Below are 18,870 nucleotides of genomic sequence, written 5' to 3' on the forward strand. Positions count from 1 at the left end.
GGGGTGGGACAGCAGTCAGGTTTAACCCCGGATCACGCTTGCGCTCAATCGGCCGGAAGAGTCGACCCGCTGGCCCAAACGTGGTTCGTATGCCCTAGTGGAGGCCCCGATCACGGAAGAGATACAGGTCACACCGCTGTGGGCTCCGCACCACGCTTTCGGGTGAACTTCCGCGCCAGCGGCTCCACCACGCGTGCCGCCACGGGCCCGAGCACCGCCATCAGCAACACGTACGCCGTCGCCAACGCCGCCAGCTCGCCGTCCACCGCGCCCGACGCCACCGTCAGGGACGCGATCACGATCGAGAACTCGCCGCGCGCCACCAGCGCCGCGCCCGCCCGCGCCCGGCCCATCCGCCCGACGCCCTGCCGCCGCGCCGCCCACCACCCGGTGGCCACCTTCGTCAACGTCGTCACCACGGCCAGCGCCACCGCCGGCAGCAGCACCGGCGGCACCGACGCCGGGTCCGTGTTCAGGCCGAACACCACGAAGAACATCGCCGCGAACAGGTCGCGCAGCGGCTCCAGCATCCGCGTCGCGTTCTCCGCCGTCGACCCCGAGATCGCGATCCCCAGCAGGAACGCCCCGACCGCCGCCGACACCTGCAGCTGCGACGCCACGCCCGCCACCAGCAGCGCCGCGCCCAGCACCTTCAGCAGGAAGACCTCCGGGTCGGGGCTGTCCACCAGCGCCGACACGTACCGGCCGAACTTCAGCGCGATCACCAGCACCACCGTGATCGCGGCCAGCGAGATGCCCACCGCCGTCAACCCGCCGACGAAGCTCACGCCCGCCAGCACGGCCGTCAGGATCGGCAGGTACACCGCCATCGCCAGGTCCTCGAACACCAGCACCGACAGCACCACCGGCGTCTCCCGGTTGCCCAGCCGGCCCAGGTCGCCGAGCACCTTCGCGATGATCCCCGACGACGAGATGTACGTGACGCCGCCCATCGCCAGCGCGCCGACCGGGCCCCAGCCGAGGACCAGCGCGGCGACCACGCCCGGCGTCGCGTTCAGCACGATGTCGACCAGGCCGGCCGTCCACGACCGCTTCAACCCCGTCACCAGCTCGGCCGCCGAGTACTCCAGGCCGAGCAGGAGCAGCAGCAGGATGACGCCGATCTCGCTGGAGATGTGCGTGAAGTCCTCGATGCCGTGCAGCGGGACCAGGCCGCCCTGCCCGAAGGCCAGGCCGCCGATCAGGTACAGCGGGATCGGGGAGATGCCGATCCGCCACGCCATCTTGCCGAGCAGGCCCAGCCCGAAGAAGACCGCGCCCAGTTGGACCAGTGCGATTGCGGTGCTGTGCAAGGTGCTCAGCCACCGCCCAGCAGCTCGCCGGCGGCGGCCAGGCCGGCCGCCGTGCCGACGACGACCACCAGGTCACCGCCCGCGAACACGAAGTCCGGGCGCGGCGACGGGTGCACCGAGCCGGACCGCACGACGGCCACGATCGACGCGCCCGTGCGCGTCCGCAGCTCCGTCTCGGCCAGCGGGCGGCCGTCGAACCGCGAGCCGGGCACGACCGGGAACTGCTTGGTCGAGATGCCCTCGACGTCCCGGTGCTGCTCCTCGAGCTGCGCGACCAGGTTCGGCGCGCCCAGCAGGCCCGCCAGCGTGCTCGCCTCGGCCGCCGTCAGCGCTATCGACGCCGCGCACCCGTCCGGGTCGTCCAGGTGGGACACGATCAGCTCGAACTTGCCGTCGCGGTGGGTTATCACCCCGATCCGGCGGCCCGCGCGGATCATGAAGTCCTGGCGGGTGCCGATCCCCGGAAGCGGCGTCACCTCGACGTTCACGTCTCCGATCATAATCGCCTGATGGGACGTGTCGGCTCGATCAGCCGGGGCTGGGTCGTCCGCGACCGGGTGCCCGGTCCGGACGTGGACGAGTTCGCCGAACCCGAGCGGATCGTGGCGGCGCTCGCCCGGGCCCGTCCCGGCACGCTGCTCGCCGTCCAGCACCCGCACCGCACGCCCGCCGCGCTGGCCGCCGGAGCGAGCCTCCTCGACGCCCTGCCCCACGCCCGGTCGGAACTCGCCCACCTGCGCCGCACCGCCTACCGCGAGGTGCGGGACGTCGTCGCGCCGTACCGCGTGGACGGCCCCGACGGCACCGCGTACGGCCTCCTCTGCATGGTCGACCCGGCGGCCGTCGGGCACACCGAGGAGGTGTACCCGGACGTGGTCGCCGAGCGCGCCCGCGTGCTGTCCGGGCTCGGCTGCGTGACCAGCGCCGCGATGCTCGTGCCGGTGGCGCGGGACGTCCGGCTCACCCGGCTCGTGGCCGAGGTCGACGACGAGCCGGCGGTCTCGGTGGTCGACCCGGGCGGGCGGCGGCACTGGCTGTGGCTCGTCGGGCCGGGGGAGCGCCAGGACGCCCTCCTCGCCGCCGCCGGCGAACACCCCCTGATGGTCGCCGACGGCAACCACCGGGTCGCCGCGTCCGCCGGCCTGTCCGGGCTGTTGGCCCTGGTCACGGCGGGTCCGGACCTGCGGATCGGGCCGATCCACCGCGCCATCGCCGGCACCGGCCTGACGTTGGCCGACCTGACGGCGGCGTGGCGCTCGGTCGGCCTGGACGTGACCCCGGCCCCGGCCACCGCGCGCCCGTCGCCGGGGGTGGTCGTCGCGGTGTCCGGCGAGGCCGCCGTGTGCGTCTCGCTGCCACCCGGCCTGGACCACGCGTTCGTCGAGGCAGTGCTGTTGGACAAGGCGCTCGGGCTCGACCCGGAGAGCCCTCACGTGCGGCCGGTGACGGGGGAAGCGCCCGTGGACGGGGCGGACGTCGTGCTGCTGATCGCTCCCGTGCCGTTGGGCGATGTGCTGGCCGTGCACGCGGCGGGCGGCCGGATGCCGCGCAAGAGCACGTACTTCACGCCCAAGCCGCGCAGCGGGCTGTTGCTGGCGGATCTCGACTGACCCGCCGACGGGGGGTGCGTTTCGGTTGGCCGATTTCGTTGGTCGCGCGTGCCTGAGTACCTCAGGTCGAGTGGCTGTCTTTGCCGGTCGAGGAGCCGAAATTGTCGTACCCCGCCGGCAGAATAAAAGCAGGGGTCCCCTTGGCGAGGACCCCTGCGAAGCGTGGCGCTGCCCGCTGCGGGACGTCGTCGGTGCGCGGCCCGCGCCGGCTGACCCGGCCGCGCCCCGATCCGCGCGCGTCAACCCGCCGATCGACGCGCCGCATCCGTGACGGGGCGACCTCTCGCGCGTGCACCGCTGGAACGACGACCCACCTGACAGGGACGCTTGACCTGCGAGTGGCAGACCGGCTCGCCGGCGTGAACCCCCAGCGGCCGACCGGCCCAGCGCGAATCCCCGGCGGCCGACCGGCCCCGCGCGAATCCCCGGCGGCCGACCGGCCCCGCGCGAATCCCCGGCGGCCGACCGGCCCCGCGAACCCCCGGCGGCCGACCGGCCCGCGCCGGCGTGCACCCCGAGCGAAGGCGAACCCCGGCCGCCAGAGCCGTCACCGGGGCCGGTTCGGCGGTGTCCGGCGGAACCGCTCACCACTCGCAGTGCCGCCTAGGCCACCTGATGCGGGTGTGACGGGTCGCACCAGGCACAATTGGAGGTTGACGACCGTCGTCGCGTTGAGGAGGAAAACCCCGTGGGACACGGTGAGCTGCGTGGCGTGGTGGCCCTCGACGGGCCCTCCGGCACCGGCAAGTCCTCCGCAGCGCGCCGGCTGGCGGCGACCCTGGGCGCGCGCTACCTCGACACCGGCGCGATGTACCGGGCCGCGACGCTGGCCGTGCTGCGCGCCGGCGTCGACCTCTCCGACCAGGCCGGGATCGCGGAAGCGGCCGCCGCGGCGCGGGTCGTCCAGGGCACGAACCCCGACCACTCGACCACCCACCTCGACGGCGAGGACGTCGGCGCCGAGATCCGCGGGCCCGAGGTGACGCTCGCCGTGTCGCCGGTGTCGGCCGTGCCCGCGGTGCGCGAGCGGCTCGTCGCCGAGCAGCGGCGGATCATCGCGGCGGCGTTGGAGGAAGCGGGCGGGATCGTGGTCGAGGGCCGCGACATCGGCACCGCCGTCGTGCCCGACGCGCCGCTGAAGGTCTACCTGACCGCCGACGCCGAGGCCCGCGCGCAGCGCCGCGCCAAGCAGGACAGCGCGTCCGGCCGCGAGTCCACGGTGGACGCCACGCTCGCCGACGTGCAGCGGCGCGACGCCTACGACTCGACGCGCGCGGTGTCGCCGCTGCGCGCCGCCGACGACGCGGTCGTGCTCGACACGACGGCGCTGGACCTCCCCGGCACGCTCGCCGCGCTGCTGGACCTGGTGGACGACCACGGCCTGCTGGCCCAGCCGAGCGGACGGGTGCGCGGGTGACCGACCAGCTCCCCGAGGGTTCGGCGGCCTGGTTGCACGACATCGGCCGGTGGATCTCGCGCGTGCCGTTCCGGCTGCCGTTCCGCGTGCGCGTCCACGGCGCCTCGCGGATGCCGCTCGAAGGACCCGTGGTCGTCGTGGCGAACCACAGCTCGATGGTGGACGGGCCGATCCTGTTCGGCCTCCTGCCCCGGCGTGTGGTGTTCTTGATCAAGCAGGAGATGTTCAAGGGCGTGGTGGGCACCGGGCTGCGCAAGATCGGCCAGCTGGCCGTGCGGCGCGGCGAGCCCGACCGGGCGCCGCTGCTCGCCGCGCAGAAGGTGCTGCGGGCCGGCGGCGTGGTCGGCGTGTTCCCCGAGGGTACCCGCGGCGAGGGCGACGTGGCCGAGGCGCAGGCCGGGGCGGCGTGGCTCGCCCGGTCGGCCGGCGCGGTCGTCGTGCCCGTCGCGTGCCGCGGCACCCGACGCCCGCCCGGAACCCGACGGCGGTTCCGGCCCGTGGTGGACGTGCTCGTGGGCGAGCCTTTCGAGCTGCCGAGCGACAAGGGTCGCCAGGCGCTCGTGAAGGCCACCGAGCAGGTCCGCGACCGCTTGGCCACCCTTGTGGCCGAGCTAGACAGTCAGCGAGGAGAAGCACCATGACGGACTTGGACGGCACCTGGGCGGACGAGTCCGACTGGACCGCGTTCGACGAGACGGTGGAGGGCGAGGAGGGCGGCGCGCCCCCGATGCCCGTGCTCGCCGTCGTCGGCCGGCCGAACGTCGGCAAGTCGACGCTGGTCAACCGCATCATCGGTCGCCGCGAGGCGGTCGTGCAGGACGTGCCGGGCGTGACCCGGGACCGGGTCGCGTACGACGCGCTGTGGAACGGGCGCAAGTTCACCGTCGTCGACACCGGCGGATGGGAGCCCGACGCGGTCGGCATGATGGCCGCCGTCGCCGCACAGGCCGAACTGGCCATGGCCACCGCCGACGCGATCCTGTTCGTGGTCGACGCGACCGTCGGCGCGACCACCAACGACGAGGCCGCCGTCAAGCTGCTGCGCCGGTCCAAGCGGCCCGTGCTGCTGGTGGCGAACAAGGTCGACGACGAGCGGCTCGTCGCCGAGGTGGCGTCGCTGTGGTCGCTGGGGCTCGGCGAGCCGATCCCGGTGTCCGGTCTGCACGGCCGCGGCTCCGGCGACATGCTCGACGCGATCCTCAAGGCCCTGCCGGAGACGCCGCGCGAGACGTTCGAGGCGGTCCGCGGCGGCCCCCGCCGAGTCGCGCTGGTCGGCCGGCCGAACGTCGGCAAGTCGTCCCTGCTCAACCGGCTGACCGGCGAGAACCGGTCGGTCGTGCACGACGTCGCGGGCACCACGGTCGACCCGGTCGACTCGCTGGTCGAGCTGGACGACGAGCTGTGGCGGTTCGTCGACACCGCCGGCCTGCGCAAGCGGGTCAACTTCGCGTCCGGCGCCGAGTACTACGCGTCGCTGCGCACCAAGGCCGCGATCGAGTCCGCCGAGGTCGCGATCGTGCTGCTGGACGCGTCCGAGCCGATCAGCGAGCAGGACCTCCGGGTGCTGACGATGGTCGTGGAGTCCGGCCGGGCGTGCGTGCTGGCGTTCAACAAGTGGGACCTCGTGGACGAGGACCGGCGCACCGCCATGGTGCGTGAGCTGGAGCGGGGCCTGGTCCGGGTGCCGTGGGCCGAGCGCGTCAACATCTCGGCGCTGACGGGTCGCGCGGTGCGCAAGCTCGCGCCCGCGCTGCGCACGGCGTTGAAGTCGTGGGACACGCGCATCTCGACCGGTCAGCTGAACTCGTGGCTGAACGACCTCATCGCGGCCACCCCGCCGCCGGTGCGGTCCGGCAAGCAGCCGAAGGTGCTGTTCGCGACCCAGGCGAGCACCCGTCCGCCGACGTTCGTGCTGTTCACGACCGGTTTCCTGGAGGCCGGGTACCGGCGGTTCATCGAGCGCAGGCTGCGGGAGGAGTTCGGCTTCCAGGGCAGCCCGGTCCGGATCTCCGTCCGGGTGAGGGAGAAGCGGCAGAAGAAGTGATCGGTTGCTCCGGCAGGCGGAATGCTGTTGCCTGGCGTCGTGCCGGTGCGATTGGTCCTCGCTGACGACGAAGCGCTGCTCCGCCGAGGGCTGAGGGTGCTGCTCGAAGCGGACGGGCAGGTCGAGGTCGTGGCGGAAGCCGCCGACGGCGGCGGCCTGCTCGACGTCGTGCGCCGGTTCCGGCCCGACGTGGCGCTGGTCGACGTGCAGATGCCCGGCATGGACGGCCTGGCGGCGTTGAAGGCGATGCTCGCGTGGCCGGACCGGCCCGCGGTGGCCGTGCTGACCACGTTCGACCTGGACGAGTACGTGGCCACGGCCCTCGAACTCGGCGCGCAGGGCTTCCTGCTCAAGGACGCCGAGCCGGACGCGCTGGTCCGGGCCGTCCTCGACCTCGCCGCAGGCGGAGCGGTCCTCGACCCGCGGATCACCGCCCGCCTGCTGCCCAAGCTGCGCACCACCCGCCTGCGGGAGAACCCGCAGCTCGGCGGCCTGAGCGCGCGCGAACGCCAGGTCCTCGACCTGCTCGCGAGCGGCAGGCCGAACAGCGCCATCGCCGCGGCGCTCGGCCTCAGCGAGGCCACCGTCAAGAGCTACGTCTCCACCGTGCTCACCAAGCTCGGCGTGGAGAACCGCGTGCAGGCCGCCCTCGTCGCCCACCAGGTGGGCACGTGGTGATCCTGCTGGAACTGCTGGCCGTCACGGTGCCCGCCGCGATGGTGCTGATGGCCGACTACGTCCAGTTCCCGTGGTCGATCCCCACCGCCCTGGTGGCCTGCGCACTCCTGCCCCTCCGCCGCTGGCGACCGTGGCTGGCGGCGCTCGTCTGCCTGCCCGGCCTCGTCGGCGGCCTGGGCTGGCCGCCCACCGTCGTCGCCATGTACCGCCTGGGCCGCAAGTCGTCGGCGCCCGTCACCACCGCCTGGGTCGCCGTGGCGGCGGTCGTGCCGTCGACGTTCATCGTGGTCAGCCAGTCCATGGGCCCCAGCGCCGCGCTCCTGACGTTCACGTTCAGCCTCTTCATGGCCGGCGCGCCCGCCGCCCTCGGCGCCCTGATCACCACCCGGCGCGAGCTGACCGCGAGCCTCGCCGAAGCGTCCCGCGCCCGGACCGCCGAGCTGTCGGCGCGCGAGGACGGCGCCAGGGCGTCCGAACGGGCCCGGATCGCGCGCGAGATCCACGACGCCGTCGGCCACCACGCGACCCTCATCGCCGTCGAGTCGGCGGCCCTCGCCGCGACCACCGACGACCCCAAGACCCGCGACACCGCGCTGCGCCTGCGTGCGTTGGCGAAGGAGGCGCTGGCCGAGATGCGTGCCGCCCTCGGCCTCCTCAACACCGAGCCGACGCCCGGCTACGAAGGCATCCCGTCCCTCGTCGAACGCGCGAAGGCCGCCGGCCTGACCGTCCGCTACGAGGACCGCACCAGCCCGTCCCAGCCGCCGTCCGCGGGCCGAGCGGCCTACCGGGTGATCCAGGAAGCGCTGACCAACGTGACCAAGCACGCGCCGGGTGCGGCGGTCCACGTGCGACTGTCGACACAGGACGATCACCTGCACGTCTCGATCGTCAACGGCCGCCCCACCCTCCCGTCCCCCTCCGCCCCGCCGGCGACCGCAGACCCGTCGACCTCAGGCGGCCACGGCCTCCACGGCCTGCGCGAACGAGTGACCCTGATAGGCGGAACCCTGACCACCCACGCCCGTGCGGACGGCAGCTTCGCCGTCGAGGCCAAGCTACCGACGGGTCCGTCGAAAGTTGACGGGGATGACTCGACTTTCGGCGGTAGTGCACGGGACGCGGCGAACGCATAGTGGGTGGGGCGTCGATCCGGGGGGAACGGCGAGACCGAGGGGAACACAGAGGCCCGCCACCCGCGGGCCTCTGTCATTTCCCCAGGTAGACCACAGGGTCGACGGTAGCGGGGGGTCGCGTCGGGGGCCCGTTGTGGGTGCGCTAAGCTATGCGCGCACCCCACAACGGGATGCGGCCGGGACGTGGCGCAGTTTGGTAGCGCACTTGACTGGGGGTCAAGGGGTCGCAGGTTCAAATCCTGTCGTCCCGACGGCCGAAAGAGCCCGCTGATTCAGGTATAACACCTGGTCAGCGGGCTCTTTTGCTTCCGACTGCGGATCTTCTCTTTGATCTTGCTGTCGTCTCACACGGCGGTGAGTGACTAACTGGGTGACTACGGCCTGTAGATGGCAGTCAGGCGGGCGTGGGTACGATGCCGCCCAGTGCTCTCCAGTGAGCGACAACCCTCTCGTCAGGCTTCACGGCCAGCGACTCTTGAAGCTTCCGGTCGGCCTTCTCCAGTGCCTTCGCGGTGCTCTCGTCAACCTTGGCCTCAAGCTGTCGACCCTGCTCGGCCGAACCTGGCGTCAGGTGTTCGGTCAACTGACCGGCTGGCGATGCAGCGAACTCTTCACGGCTTCGCTTAGCATCTGCATGGGTCTGGCGAATCTCCTCAGGGTGAGTGATGACAGAGAAGTCCCCTGCGTGGAGGATCAAGCCCGTCGAGCAGGGCACGCCGTGCCGCATAGCCCAGCGTATGACTGTCGTGGTTACAGGACGCTCCGATGGCTGCCACGGCAGTCGGCTCAGGTCTGCGCCATTTTCGCGCGCAAGCTTGATGGTGCTGGTCGCTGGTATGTCCGACCACTGCATCGTTAGGTTCGGAAGAAGTAGATAGAGCATGTCTAGAGGCTAGCTGCATGAGCACCGGCATACTTGCCGGTCGTGCCGTTGGACAGCTCGACACCTCACGGCGAAGCCCGCCGACCAGTGGTCGTTTTTGGTCGGCGGGCCGTTGTATCTGCAGCCGTGATCAACTTGCTTTGGGGAAGATGCGGTCCATCGCGGTCGCCCCTTCGACCATCACGGGCACGATCTGGTGTCGGTAGACCGCTTCGGTGACTGCCGTGCCGCTGTGGCCTACCAGTCGGGCGATGTCTTCAAGCCGTACGCCGGACGCGGACAGCACCGACACGAAGCTGTGCCGCATCTCCCGAGGTGTCCAGTCCTTCGGGTTGAGTCCTGCGGCTTTGACCACCCGCCGGAATGCGCGCCGGACGTTGTGCGAGTCCAGTTCGGTCCCGACCTGCGAGGCGAACACCAGCCCGTGTTCCTGCCAGCGCGTGCCTGCCAACTCGCGCCGAGCATCCTGGTAGACGCGGTGCGCCTTGAGCGCGTTCACGCACCGCGTCGGCATGGCCAGCGTTCGCCGAGACTTGCGGGTCTTTGTGTCGCCATCCTGGCGAACCGACCGCCACACAGAGATGGACGGCAAGACGACCGGGTCGCCGTTCGGCTTGCCCTCAAGGTCCACGTGTTCCCACGTCAGGGCGCGCAGTTCTTCGGTACGTGCGCCGATCAGCAGGGACAACACGATGTAGGCGTACATTGGCGTGTTCTCTGACGCGTCGAGCACTCCGCCCACCTGGTCGAGCGTGAGGGCTTTCGACGGGCGTCCGGCCTGCCCGGTCGGTACCTCGCACAGCGGCACCACGTTGCGCTTAACCTTGTCGCGTGCCTGCGCCATGCGCACCGAACGGTTGAGGATCGAGTACACCAGCCGCAGCGTCCGCGTGGACAGCGTCAACGACAGTTCGGCAAGGAACTCGTCCACGTCGTCGGCGGTCAGCTCGCGCAGCTTCCGGGCTCCCAGGTTCGGGATGATGTGCCCTTCGGCCTGATAGCGGTAGTTCTTCACCGTTTCCGGATCGCGTCCGCGCAACCCGTAGTCCAACCACGTGGTGACGGCGTCCTTGACGGTGTAGCCGTGCGGCGTGATGGCCAACCCGTCGTCAAGGTCGCGCAGGATCTCCTTGAGCTTGTCCTTGGCTTCGGTCTTGGTCTTGCCGCTGGCCTTGCGGGTGATGCGCTTGCCGTTGGGCTTGAAACCGATGGTCGCGGTGGCGATCCATCGTTGACGCTTCTCGTCCCAGTGTAGACCGCCGTCCCCGCGGCTACGCCGTTTCGCCATACCGCACTCCCGCTTCCTGTTCCAACAGCTTCACGTACGCCTTGATTGCCGATGCCGGGATGAATGTGGATCGGCCCTGCTTGACGAACTTGATCCGGCCCGCGCGCATCTGCTCGTAGAACAGGCTCCGACTCAGCGAGAGCAGCGTCATGGCCTCGGACACTTTGTAGAGGTATTTGGTCATTTCGGTGACGGCGGTGTTCTTCGCGGTCATGCTGCACCTCCGGTGACGCCGGTGAGGGGGGTGGCCGTCCCAGCCGTCCCAGCCGTCCCGATGCTGGTCAGGCTGGGACGGCCGGTTTTGGTGGGACGGCTCGTGCCGTCCCACGGTGGGTTGCCGTCCCGCTCTGACCAGGGCGGGGACGGCTGGGACGGCTGGGACGGCCCCGACTCGGGCGGCGGGCAGTAGCGTGCCCACGCGTCCTCGAATTGGGTACGTGTGTAGCCCTTTGCCTGGGTTCCGTCGGGGAATCGGATGTTGCCTGAGGTGATGTCGAATTCTCGGAGCATTCCGGCGAGTTTGGCGGCGGTGATGCCGGTCTTGCCCAGCGTGGTCCAGGGTGCCTCGGGGTCGGTTTTGAGCTGGTCGAGTAGGTAGGCGGAGGGGATGGCGTTGTGGTGACCGAAGATGGTGCGGCAGTCCATTAGCAGCCGGATTCGGATGGAGCCCTGGTCGCTGATCGCCGCTTCGCCGGTGAGCGCCAGGACGGCCGTGCGGGCGCGGTTCGGCCAGGTGCCCCCGGCGTGATCCGCCACGGCTACCAGGGGTTCCCAGGTGTCGGCGGCGCGGTCTTCCACCGGCATGTCGGGTTCCAGGATTTCGAGTGCGTCGAGGTCGGTGCGCAGCCAATGGGCCAGGCGTTCGGCGATGGACCGCAGGCCGGGGCGGTCGCGCCGGAACCTGTACGGGTCGGCGCGCTCGCCGGGTGCGCGGCGGCGCATCTTCACCACCACGGCGCGGTCTTCGATGGTGTCGGGCATCCTGCCGATGCCGGCCAGCGCCGCCATGGCGAAGGTGGGCAGGCTGACGACGTCGTTGATGTTGACGTCGAAGCGTGTGGAGGGGCGGTTGCGCTGGAATCCCGCGTTGAGCAGCCCGCGCACCTCCTCGTTGCCGCCGGTGTTGGGGCCGAAGATGGTGTCTGCCTCGTCCACCAGCAAGGTCGGCGGGTCTTCGGTGATTGACCGATAGATCGCGGCCGGTGAGGCGTTGACCGTGATGAACGGGTTGTGGCAGGTGGCTTCGACCACGTCGAGCAGCCGGGACTTGCCGCACCGCTTCTCCGGTCCCCGGATGACCAGCCGCGGGGCCTGTGCCCAGGCCGGTTGCGCGTGGGTGGCGGCGATCCACAGCACGACCGCGTCGGCGGCCTCCGGCGTCGGCAGCACCACGTATCGGGTCAGTGCGGCGTGTAGTTCGTCCAGCAGTTCAGCGCCGTTCGTCGCGGTCATGCGGCTTCCCTCCTCTGGTGGTCGTGGTCGGCGCCGTCGGCGGCGCTGGTCTCTTCGGGTGTGAGGTATTCGCGGTCCCAGTGCCGCCAGGTGGCGGGCGGGACGTGTTCCCAGATCCGTGCTTCGCCGTGTCGGTCGGTGATGGCGGGGTTGGTGTTGGTGGCGTGGCGGTCGGTGGGCAGGTAGCGGCGTTCGGAGGCGCACGGGTGGTCGATCGGGTACCGGCCGCGTCGGCTGGCGGCGCGAAGTGCGAGCCAGTCGGCGTAGAAGAGCCAGCGGCGGTGCTTCGGTCCGCCTTCCAACGCCACCAGTGGTGTGCGCGGGTGGGCGAAGTGGGCGGGCCGGTCGGTCATGCCGCCCTGCCGGCGCGTGGTGTCAACCGGCGCGGGCGGGTGCCGCCCAGCCGCAGGCCGGAGCTGATGGTCGCGGTGATCTGTCGGGGGGTGCAGTCGCAGTCGCCGCCGACCATGTGCTGGGCGGCTTGCTCCAACATGGCGGCAGCATCGGCGGCGTCGAGTTCGCCGCCCGCGACCAGTTGCCCGAGGGTGAGGGCAGCTTGGAACAGGGTCTTGTTGTGCCTGCCTGATTCGGCCGCTGAGACCTTGGCGCACTCGCCGCGCACGATCGCGTCCAGATAGGCGGACCGGGCCACTGTGGGGCCGTGGTGGCGTTCTGAGGCCGTCGTGGACGGCCTGGTGGACAGTGCCCGGTGTATCCAGGCTGGCAGGATCGCGGGCTCGCGGTCCGCGATCAGGTCGTAGGTGCCGTTCGGCAGGGTCGAGCCTGCGGCGACGACGTAGCCTCCGTGCGCGCGGGTGTCGATCAGCGGTCCCAGCCGCTTGGCGGTGTTGCGCAACGCCGCGCCGTCCGGTGCCCGGAAGTAGAGGTGCGCGCCGCCGGAGGGCGTGCGCACGGTACGGGTGTCGGGGACGGTCGCGCCGGCCCGCTCCGCCAGTGCGGCCAGCGCGTCGGACCCCCTGCCCCGTGCCCCCATGTTGAAGCCAGCCGTGACTGGCTGACCGGGCTTGGCGACGTCCAGGTCCACCACAACCAGCCCCGCGGGACCGGTTGCGATGCCGACGTTGTGGCGCGGGTGGCGGGTCCAGAACCCGGTGATGCGGGCGTGATCGGTGGTGGCGCGCTGTGCCCACTGTCTGATCGCCGGGGTCTTGTGGCCGGGGTCCAGGGGGAACACCGGCCAGCCGTGCGAGGCGGCGTCGAGAGCCGAGGTCAGGGGTGACGAGTGGTCGGGCATGAGGTTCTCCTGCAAGGGTTCGGCGGGAGGGTCCGCATGGCGGGTCGACGTGCGCGTCGGGTTTGGGTGCACCGGCGCGCACGTCGACACGGGAGGGCGAGCCTCAGAACGGCGGTTGGTCGCCGCCGGGGTTCGTGGCGGCGGGTCGGGTGTCCCACGCGCTGTCGGACGGGGCCGGGACGGAGGTGCGGGCGGCCTTGGCCAGCTTGGCGGTGGCCCAGCGCAGTGACGCGCCGACTTCGGCGACGTCGAGTTCCATGACGGTGCGCTTCTCTCCGTCGGGGGTGTCGTAGGAGCGCTGCCGCAGCGTGCCGGTGACCAGGACGCGGGCGCCCTTGTTCAGTGACTCGGCCAGGTTCTCCGCGGGCTGCCGCCACAGCGTGCAGCGGAGGAAGGTGGCGTCGCCGTCGATCCAGCGGCCCTGCTGCTGGTCGTAGCGGCGGTCGTTGGCCGCGACGGTGAAGTTGCACACCGGGATGCCGGACTGCGTGTAGCGCAGTTCGGGATCGCCGGTGAGGGTGCCGGCGACGGTGACCTCGGGAAGTCCAGCCATGATCGCTACTCCTTCGTAGTGGGGTTGTTGGTGGTGCTGCGGGTCAGGCGGCGTGGCCTAGGGAGCGGGCGACGGCGCGGACGAGGAATTCGGCGGCGGGCGGGGTGACGCCGTTGCCGAGTTGCCTGACCCGTTCGCGCTTGTTGCCGGTGACGACGTAGTCGGGGGTGAACGCCATCGCGGCCTGGATCTCCGGGACGGTGAGCATGCGGAAGGTGCAGTCCTCCACGCGTGGTGGCGTGTCGGACCAGCCGACGAGGGATTGGTGGCCGGCGGTGGTGAGCGTCCGCATCGGTTCGTGGACCGGGGTGGACAGGTGGCCCGCACCGCCTCGGGTGGTGTTGTGGCGCACGAGCATGTGGTGGTTGCCCGACGCGGTGACGGTGGCGAGTGGATCGCGGACGTCGCGTGCGGTGCTGCCGCCACCGCGTAGCTCGGCGATGAACGCCAGCCCGTAGCGGTCGAGCGTGGTGAGCGTCCCGATCGGCCGGTCGGCCGGGTGGGCGGTCTCGGCGGTCGAGTAGTACGGCACCACGAGCGCGGACTCGTGCCGGGTGGTCTGCGTCCGCATGGGCATCGTCACGGACGCGGCGGCGTTGCCGGGCCGTCCTTCGACCGGCACGATCAGCCCCTCGTTCTCGCGGGTGGTGCGCGCCCGGAACGGCATCGAGACCGGCTGGGCGTCCTCGTTCCACGTCCCGCCCGACGGCACGAGCTGCGGCGCGCCGTATCGGGCGAGCCCGGCCCGGATGCGCGCCAGGGTCTTGGCCGATAAGGGCCGGTTGCGGTCGGCGATGCGTTCGCCCGGCGTGGCCCAGTCGATGGCGGAGGCGGCGGGCAGCGCGTACGGCTCGACCTGCCGGCCGCACCCGGCCGTGGTGCACACGTAGACGTACTGCGCCCGGTAGCGGCCCCACCGCGCCAGCGGCCACGACTTCGACCGTGCCTTGAACGCCTGCCGCGTCTCCACCTGGCGGTCGCACGTGGAGCACCAGCCGAGCGGGCGCACCGCCAGGTCGGGCGCCGGGTTGCCCTTGCGCCAGAACACCACGTACATCCGGTCGCGGCTCTGCGGCGCGCGCGGCGCGGCGATGGCGGGGGCGTGCATCGAGTTGAGGAACACGATGTGGTGGTCGTAGCCGTAGGAGTCCATCGCCATGAGCCAGGCGTGGAACGGCGGCCACGCGGCGGCGTCGACCACGTTCTCCACGATCACCGCGTCGTACCGGTGCGCCTCGGCGAACCGCGGCACGTCCCACATCGTCGCCCGCGACCGCTCGGCGACGTGGTCGGGCACCGGCTCGTCAAACAGCGACAGCGTGCCCGGAAGGGTGTCCGAGCGGCGCTTGCGGCCCTTGGCGACGCTGTGGTTCGTGCACTCCGGCGACGCCCACAGGATGTTCGTGCGCCGGTACCGGCGCGGCTCCACCTGGCTGATGTCGGCGCAGTCGTGGGCGCAGTCGGGGAAGTTCGCCGCGTGCGTCTCGATGGCGCGCGGCGAGTGGTTCGCCGCCATGACGAGATCGACACCGGGCACGGTGGTGGCGCCGAGACCGGAGCCACCGGCTCCGCAGAACAGGTCCGTAACGGTCAGCATGCTGCAACTCCTGAGGTGAGCTGGGACGGCGGACGTGTGGGGTGTCGCGCCGGGGACGGTGGTCGGTCACGTCCCCGGCGCGACCGGCTCTGTGGCGTGCGCTAGTCGTTGTGGTGGTGGGCGTCGCCGAACCGGATGCCGACCTGCTGGTCGACGTGGTCGTTGCCGGACGCGACGTTGTGGGTGGTGCGCGGCCCGCTCGGCTGTCGGCCCTCCCGGTTCGTCTGGCTGGTGGCGTGCTGCAGGCGGTCGGCCGCGTGTCGGATGCGGTCGGCGACGTCCTGTGCGTCCACCCCGGCCGGGTCGCCGAGGACGTCGTGTTGGCTGCCGACGTGGGCGCCCGGCGCGGCGTAGTTCGTGTTGACGACGGTGAAGCCCGTCGGCGCGGCGGCGGTGTCACGCGGCCGGTCGTCGTGCCCGGTGCGCTCGTGCCGGTGGTCGGTGCGAGGTCGGGGTGCGTCGTCGTCCCGCACGGTGCGGGTCGGCTCGTCGGCGGCCGGGGTCACGTCCCTGTGTCGACCTGCGGTGGCGGTTGGCGGCGGGACGAGGCCGAAGCGCACGGCGGGGTGGTCGCGGTCGGGAGCACCCGCGCCGGCCGGCCGCTGGCCGGGGCTGCCGTCGAGGCCCTGCAGCATGTCGATGAACGCGGCGACACGGGGCGACGGGGCGGGTTCGTCGGCGGGTGGGGTCACGTCCCCTGCCTGGTCTGGGGTTTCGTTGTGGTGCATGGTGTTTTTGGCTTCCTGGTGTGCGGCGCGGGCGTCGGCGAGGCGTTGTCGCGCGGCGTCGATCGCGTCTTGGTCTCCGCTGGTTTTGGCCTGCTGTAGGGCTTTGCGGGCGCGGAAGACCCGCTGACGGGTGGTCTGGGTGGCTCGGCTGCTGTGCCGGCTGCCGTCGCAGCGGCGTCCGCCTGTTCTGCACATGTCACGTCCCCCCTTGCTGTGCTGGGCGTTCGGTCCGGTCGGCGGGCTAGTGGCGCTTGTCGTGGGTCCAGCCGGCGCGCTTGCGGCAGGTCTGGCACAACGGGGCGTTCTCGGGTGCGCCGGTGATGCGCACCCCGCACAGGGCTTTCGGGCGGCTGGTGAGACCCCAGGTGTGGGCGATGACGGCGAGGTCGCCGGCGATGTGCATGACGTTGTCCATCACGAACCTTCCGGTAACTGTCTGTGACCACGCATGGGCGCGCGAGGGCGACATGGGGAGGCCGGGCCAGCCATGCGGAAGTGCGGTTCTCAGGGGGTTTTAGCAGGTGGGGGCCGTTGGGCTCCCCAGCTCCCCAAAGTGGCGTTGGCGCTGGTGACGCTTGGGGAGGCGGGCCAGGGAGGGGGTTGGGGAGTGCTCCCCAACCGTGGCGCGCCTCCCCAGGGTTCTCCCCGGCTCACTCCCCAGCAGCTTCGTCACGTTGTGTGATTGCCTGGCGGACTTCGCTGAGCCGCAGGTGCATACGGCCGTTGTACTTGTAGGGCTCCACGCCGTCGTCGGCCAGGCCCTTGGTCAGGTCGTCGGCGGTCATGCCCTCGTAGGTGCCGGTGTCCAGTTCGGCCAGGCGCTGGCGCACGACCTCGGTCCGGACCCGGACCTCCTCCCCCATCACCTGCGCGACGTCGGCGAGCAGGTCGCGCGCGGGCGCGGCCTCGGTGATGGTGGTGGCGCGTCGGCCGCGCAGGGTCTTGGCGCGGTCGGCGATGGCGGTGGCGTCGTCGCCGTCGATGAAGTGGGTCCGCACGGTGATGCTGGCCTGTTGCGGGGGCAGCGGGACGCCGTCACCGGCGACGACGAGGGTTCCCTTGTCCAAGCCCTGGCGCAGTTCGTGGGGGGCGGCCCCGGCGTTGACGGCCTTGTCGCCCAGCGCCATGCGGGACTCGGCCTCGGTGCCCAGCACCAGGGACGCGCGGATGTGCGCGCCTTCGCGCACGAGCTTGGGGAGGTTCTGGTCGGTGGGGTTCTGGGTGCCCTGCCAGAGGATGACGTTGACCGCGCGCCCCTGGTTGTGGATCTTGCGGGCGGCCATGAAGTAGCGGCTGGTGCTCTTCTGCCCGCCGTAGGGCCGCTTGTCGTCGCCGATGGCGACGTTCATGAACGCCTGCTGTGCCTCGTCCACGATCAGCACGAGCGGGTGGAAGCCGGTGCCGGCGCGCGCGAGGTCGCGGGTGACGCCGTTCTTGTGGGTGTCGGGGTCCACGGCGGCCAGGCGGCGCTCCATCTCCTCGACCCCCTTCTCCAGCATGTGCGTGGCGGCGCAGGCGTGTTCGTCGGTGGGGCCGGCGATCATCTCGGTGGCCAGGCCGACGAACATGTGCCAGTCGCCGATGCCCTTCAGGTCGGCGATGCGGAACTCGACCGTCGGGTCCAGGGCCAGCCACAGCGCCAACGCGCGCAGGGCGGCGGTCTTGCCCTGGTTGGACAGACCGGTGATCAGCAGGTGCCGCTGAAGCAGCGGGAGCAGCACCGACTCCCCGCGAAGATCCTGACCCCACGGCGCCCGCCCGGTGTACATGTCCGCGGTCAGGGTGTCGTCCAGCGTCAGCGGGGACGGTCCGATCGGCTCGTCCAGCGCGCCGGGGTCGGCGATCCACAGCCGCACGGTGCGCGCCGCCGGCGGGATGGTGATGAACAGCTCGTGCTCGTGACGGAACAGGTTCTCCGCCAGGCGTTGCCGCTTGTCCTTGACGTCCTTCGTGGACACACCGGAGGGCAGGGTGACGTCCACCTCCACCCCGCACCCGGCGATGCGGATCAGCCCGAGCATCCCGGCTCCGGCGTCGCCCATGTCCTTGATGGCCTTGGTCAGCTTCGCGACGCCGAGGTCACGCAGCGCCGTGACCAGCACCGACGGGGTGATCGGCACGTCCTGGCGGTCCTCGGTGCGACCCGCCGCCCACGCCGGAGGGGTGGTGCGGGTACGTCCGACGTGCCACAGGTACCCCACGGCGGCGAACGGCGCGAGCACGGACACCGCACCCCACACCGCGTCGATCACGGTCACCACGCCGGACAGCACCGCGAACGCGGTGAGGAACGGCGCCAGGAACGCGGCCAGCTCGGCGCGGGTGACCGCCAGGACCACCCCGGCGAGCACCAGCACCCCGACCAGCGCGACCAGCGCGACCAGCGCCGCCTTGACCACCGCGACCGGCGCGTGCAGCCACGCCATCGTGCGGCGGTGTCGCTCGGCGAGGAACCGCGCGCGGCGCTCCTCCCACTCCGCGACCGCCCCGAAGTCGCCCGCGGCCTCGGCGGCGCGCATCATCCGCTCGTAGCGGGCGGTGGTGTGCGCCTCCCACACCTGCCGCGCCACCACCGCACCGCCGGCCGGAACGTAGAGCGCGTTACGCGCCACCCCGCGCACCACGCGACGGGTGCGGTCGTGGGTGACACCGGTACGCACCACCGCCACCACCGCCCCGGCGGCGGCGCGAGCTCGTGCCTTCTGCGCCGCCATGCGGCGGTCCAGCTCGGCGGACTCCTCGTCGGTCAACAGCTCACCGACGAGCGCGGCGTCCGGTTCCAGCCCGGCCGTGCCCGCGACCGTGTCGGCCGGGGCGGCGGCAGGACGCACCGGCAGGTGCACCACGTTGGTGTGCTCCCGGCCCGCGTCGTCGGCCTGGTGCTCGTCGTGGTCGTGGGCGGTGGTGGTCATCGGG

General features: G+C 71.6%; 19 protein-coding genes and 1 tRNA gene. 7 read left to right on the forward strand and 13 right to left on the reverse strand.

Annotation, left to right across the window (positions count from 1 at the left end; translation table 11 throughout):
* Positions 1-128: 128 nt before the first annotated feature.
* Both ACRAKH_RS09365 and ACRAKH_RS09370 read right to left on the reverse strand, forming a co-directional pair.
* On the reverse strand, positions 129-1,313 hold the full coding sequence (locus ACRAKH_RS09365) for a cation:proton antiporter (RefSeq protein WP_380723689.1): 1,185 nt from the start codon (positions 1,311-1,313) through the stop codon (positions 129-131).
* Positions 1,314-1,318: 5 nt separating this feature from the next.
* The gene (locus ACRAKH_RS09370) at positions 1,319-1,801 is read right to left on the reverse strand and encodes a cation:proton antiporter regulatory subunit (protein ID WP_380723688.1); all 483 of its coding nucleotides are present in this window, start codon (positions 1,799-1,801) and stop codon (positions 1,319-1,321) included.
* 21 nt (positions 1,802-1,822) lie between these two features.
* Here ACRAKH_RS09370 and ACRAKH_RS09375 point away from each other — a divergent pair, with 21 nt between their 5' ends.
* From ACRAKH_RS09375 to ACRAKH_RS09405, 7 genes are all read left to right on the forward strand, one after another.
* Complete coding sequence (locus tag ACRAKH_RS09375) at positions 1,823-2,923, forward strand: DUF1015 family protein (protein WP_380723687.1); 1,101 nt, start codon at positions 1,823-1,825, stop codon at positions 2,921-2,923.
* 688 nt (positions 2,924-3,611) lie between these two features.
* Entirely contained in the window at positions 3,612-4,340 is a 729-nt protein-coding gene (gene cmk / locus ACRAKH_RS09380) for a (d)CMP kinase (RefSeq protein WP_380723686.1), read from the forward strand.
* Positions 4,337-4,981: a lysophospholipid acyltransferase family protein gene (locus tag ACRAKH_RS09385; protein WP_447009742.1), complete on the forward strand. Its 645-nt coding sequence runs from the start codon at positions 4,337-4,339 to the stop codon at positions 4,979-4,981. The genes cmk and ACRAKH_RS09385 overlap by 4 nt, the downstream gene beginning before the upstream one ends.
* Positions 4,978-6,384 carry a ribosome biogenesis GTPase Der gene (der, locus tag ACRAKH_RS09390; protein WP_380728389.1) on the forward strand — a complete coding sequence of 469 codons (1,407 nt, stop codon included), beginning with the start codon at positions 4,978-4,980 and terminating at the stop codon, positions 6,382-6,384. The genes ACRAKH_RS09385 and der overlap by 4 nt, the downstream gene beginning before the upstream one ends.
* A gap of 21 nt (positions 6,385-6,405) precedes the next feature.
* The gene (locus ACRAKH_RS09395; protein ID WP_380728391.1) at positions 6,406-7,062 is read left to right on the forward strand and encodes a response regulator; all 657 of its coding nucleotides are present in this window, start codon (positions 6,406-6,408) and stop codon (positions 7,060-7,062) included.
* Positions 7,056-8,198, forward strand: a complete 1,143-nt coding sequence (locus tag ACRAKH_RS09400; RefSeq protein ID WP_380728393.1) for a sensor histidine kinase — start codon at positions 7,056-7,058, stop codon at positions 8,196-8,198. The genes ACRAKH_RS09395 and ACRAKH_RS09400 overlap by 7 nt, the downstream gene beginning before the upstream one ends.
* Before the next feature lie 177 nt (positions 8,199-8,375).
* Positions 8,376-8,449, forward strand: a tRNA-Pro gene (locus ACRAKH_RS09405).
* A 143-nt stretch (positions 8,450-8,592) separates the two neighbouring features.
* Here ACRAKH_RS09405 and ACRAKH_RS09410 read toward each other — a convergent pair.
* The 11 genes from ACRAKH_RS09410 to ACRAKH_RS09460 form a co-directional block, all read right to left on the reverse strand.
* Positions 8,593-9,081 carry a hypothetical protein gene (locus ACRAKH_RS09410; protein ID WP_380728395.1) on the reverse strand — a complete coding sequence of 163 codons (489 nt, stop codon included), beginning with the start codon at positions 9,079-9,081 and terminating at the stop codon, positions 8,593-8,595.
* 130 nt (positions 9,082-9,211) lie between these two features.
* Entirely contained in the window at positions 9,212-10,369 is a 1,158-nt protein-coding gene (locus tag ACRAKH_RS09415) for a site-specific integrase (protein WP_380728397.1), read from the reverse strand.
* Positions 10,353-10,583: a helix-turn-helix domain-containing protein gene (locus ACRAKH_RS09420; protein ID WP_380728399.1), complete on the reverse strand. Its 231-nt coding sequence runs from the start codon at positions 10,581-10,583 to the stop codon at positions 10,353-10,355. Before ACRAKH_RS09420 ends, ACRAKH_RS09415 begins: the two co-directional genes overlap by 17 nt.
* A complete protein-coding gene (locus tag ACRAKH_RS09425; protein ID WP_380728401.1) occupies positions 10,580-11,821 on the reverse strand; it encodes a DUF3631 domain-containing protein in 1,242 nt (413 codons plus the stop codon). Before ACRAKH_RS09425 ends, ACRAKH_RS09420 begins: the two co-directional genes overlap by 4 nt.
* Complete coding sequence (locus ACRAKH_RS09430) at positions 11,818-12,174, reverse strand: hypothetical protein (RefSeq protein ID WP_380728403.1); 357 nt, start codon at positions 12,172-12,174, stop codon at positions 11,818-11,820. Before ACRAKH_RS09430 ends, ACRAKH_RS09425 begins: the two co-directional genes overlap by 4 nt.
* Positions 12,171-13,076: a bifunctional DNA primase/polymerase gene (locus tag ACRAKH_RS09435; protein WP_380728405.1), complete on the reverse strand. Its 906-nt coding sequence runs from the start codon at positions 13,074-13,076 to the stop codon at positions 12,171-12,173. Before ACRAKH_RS09435 ends, ACRAKH_RS09430 begins: the two co-directional genes overlap by 4 nt.
* 103 nt (positions 13,077-13,179) lie before the next feature.
* On the reverse strand, positions 13,180-13,629 hold the full coding sequence (gene ssb, locus ACRAKH_RS09440; protein WP_380728408.1) for a single-stranded DNA-binding protein: 450 nt from the start codon (positions 13,627-13,629) through the stop codon (positions 13,180-13,182).
* A 43-nt stretch (positions 13,630-13,672) separates the two neighbouring features.
* Positions 13,673-15,226, reverse strand: coding sequence for a DNA cytosine methyltransferase (locus tag ACRAKH_RS09445; RefSeq protein ID WP_380728410.1), 1,554 nt, complete (start codon positions 15,224-15,226; stop codon positions 13,673-13,675).
* A gap of 101 nt (positions 15,227-15,327) precedes the next feature.
* On the reverse strand, positions 15,328-15,918 hold the full coding sequence (locus ACRAKH_RS09450; RefSeq protein ID WP_447009743.1) for a hypothetical protein: 591 nt from the start codon (positions 15,916-15,918) through the stop codon (positions 15,328-15,330).
* A gap of 277 nt (positions 15,919-16,195) precedes the next feature.
* A complete protein-coding gene (locus ACRAKH_RS09455) occupies positions 16,196-16,369 on the reverse strand; it encodes a hypothetical protein (RefSeq protein ID WP_380730372.1) in 174 nt (57 codons plus the stop codon).
* 235 nt (positions 16,370-16,604) lie between these two features.
* Positions 16,605-18,866, reverse strand: a complete 2,262-nt coding sequence (locus ACRAKH_RS09460) for an ATP-binding protein (RefSeq protein WP_447009744.1) — start codon at positions 18,864-18,866, stop codon at positions 16,605-16,607.
* Between the last annotated feature and the right edge of the window lie 4 nt (positions 18,867-18,870).

Source organism: Saccharothrix hoggarensis (genome assembly GCF_052936025.1).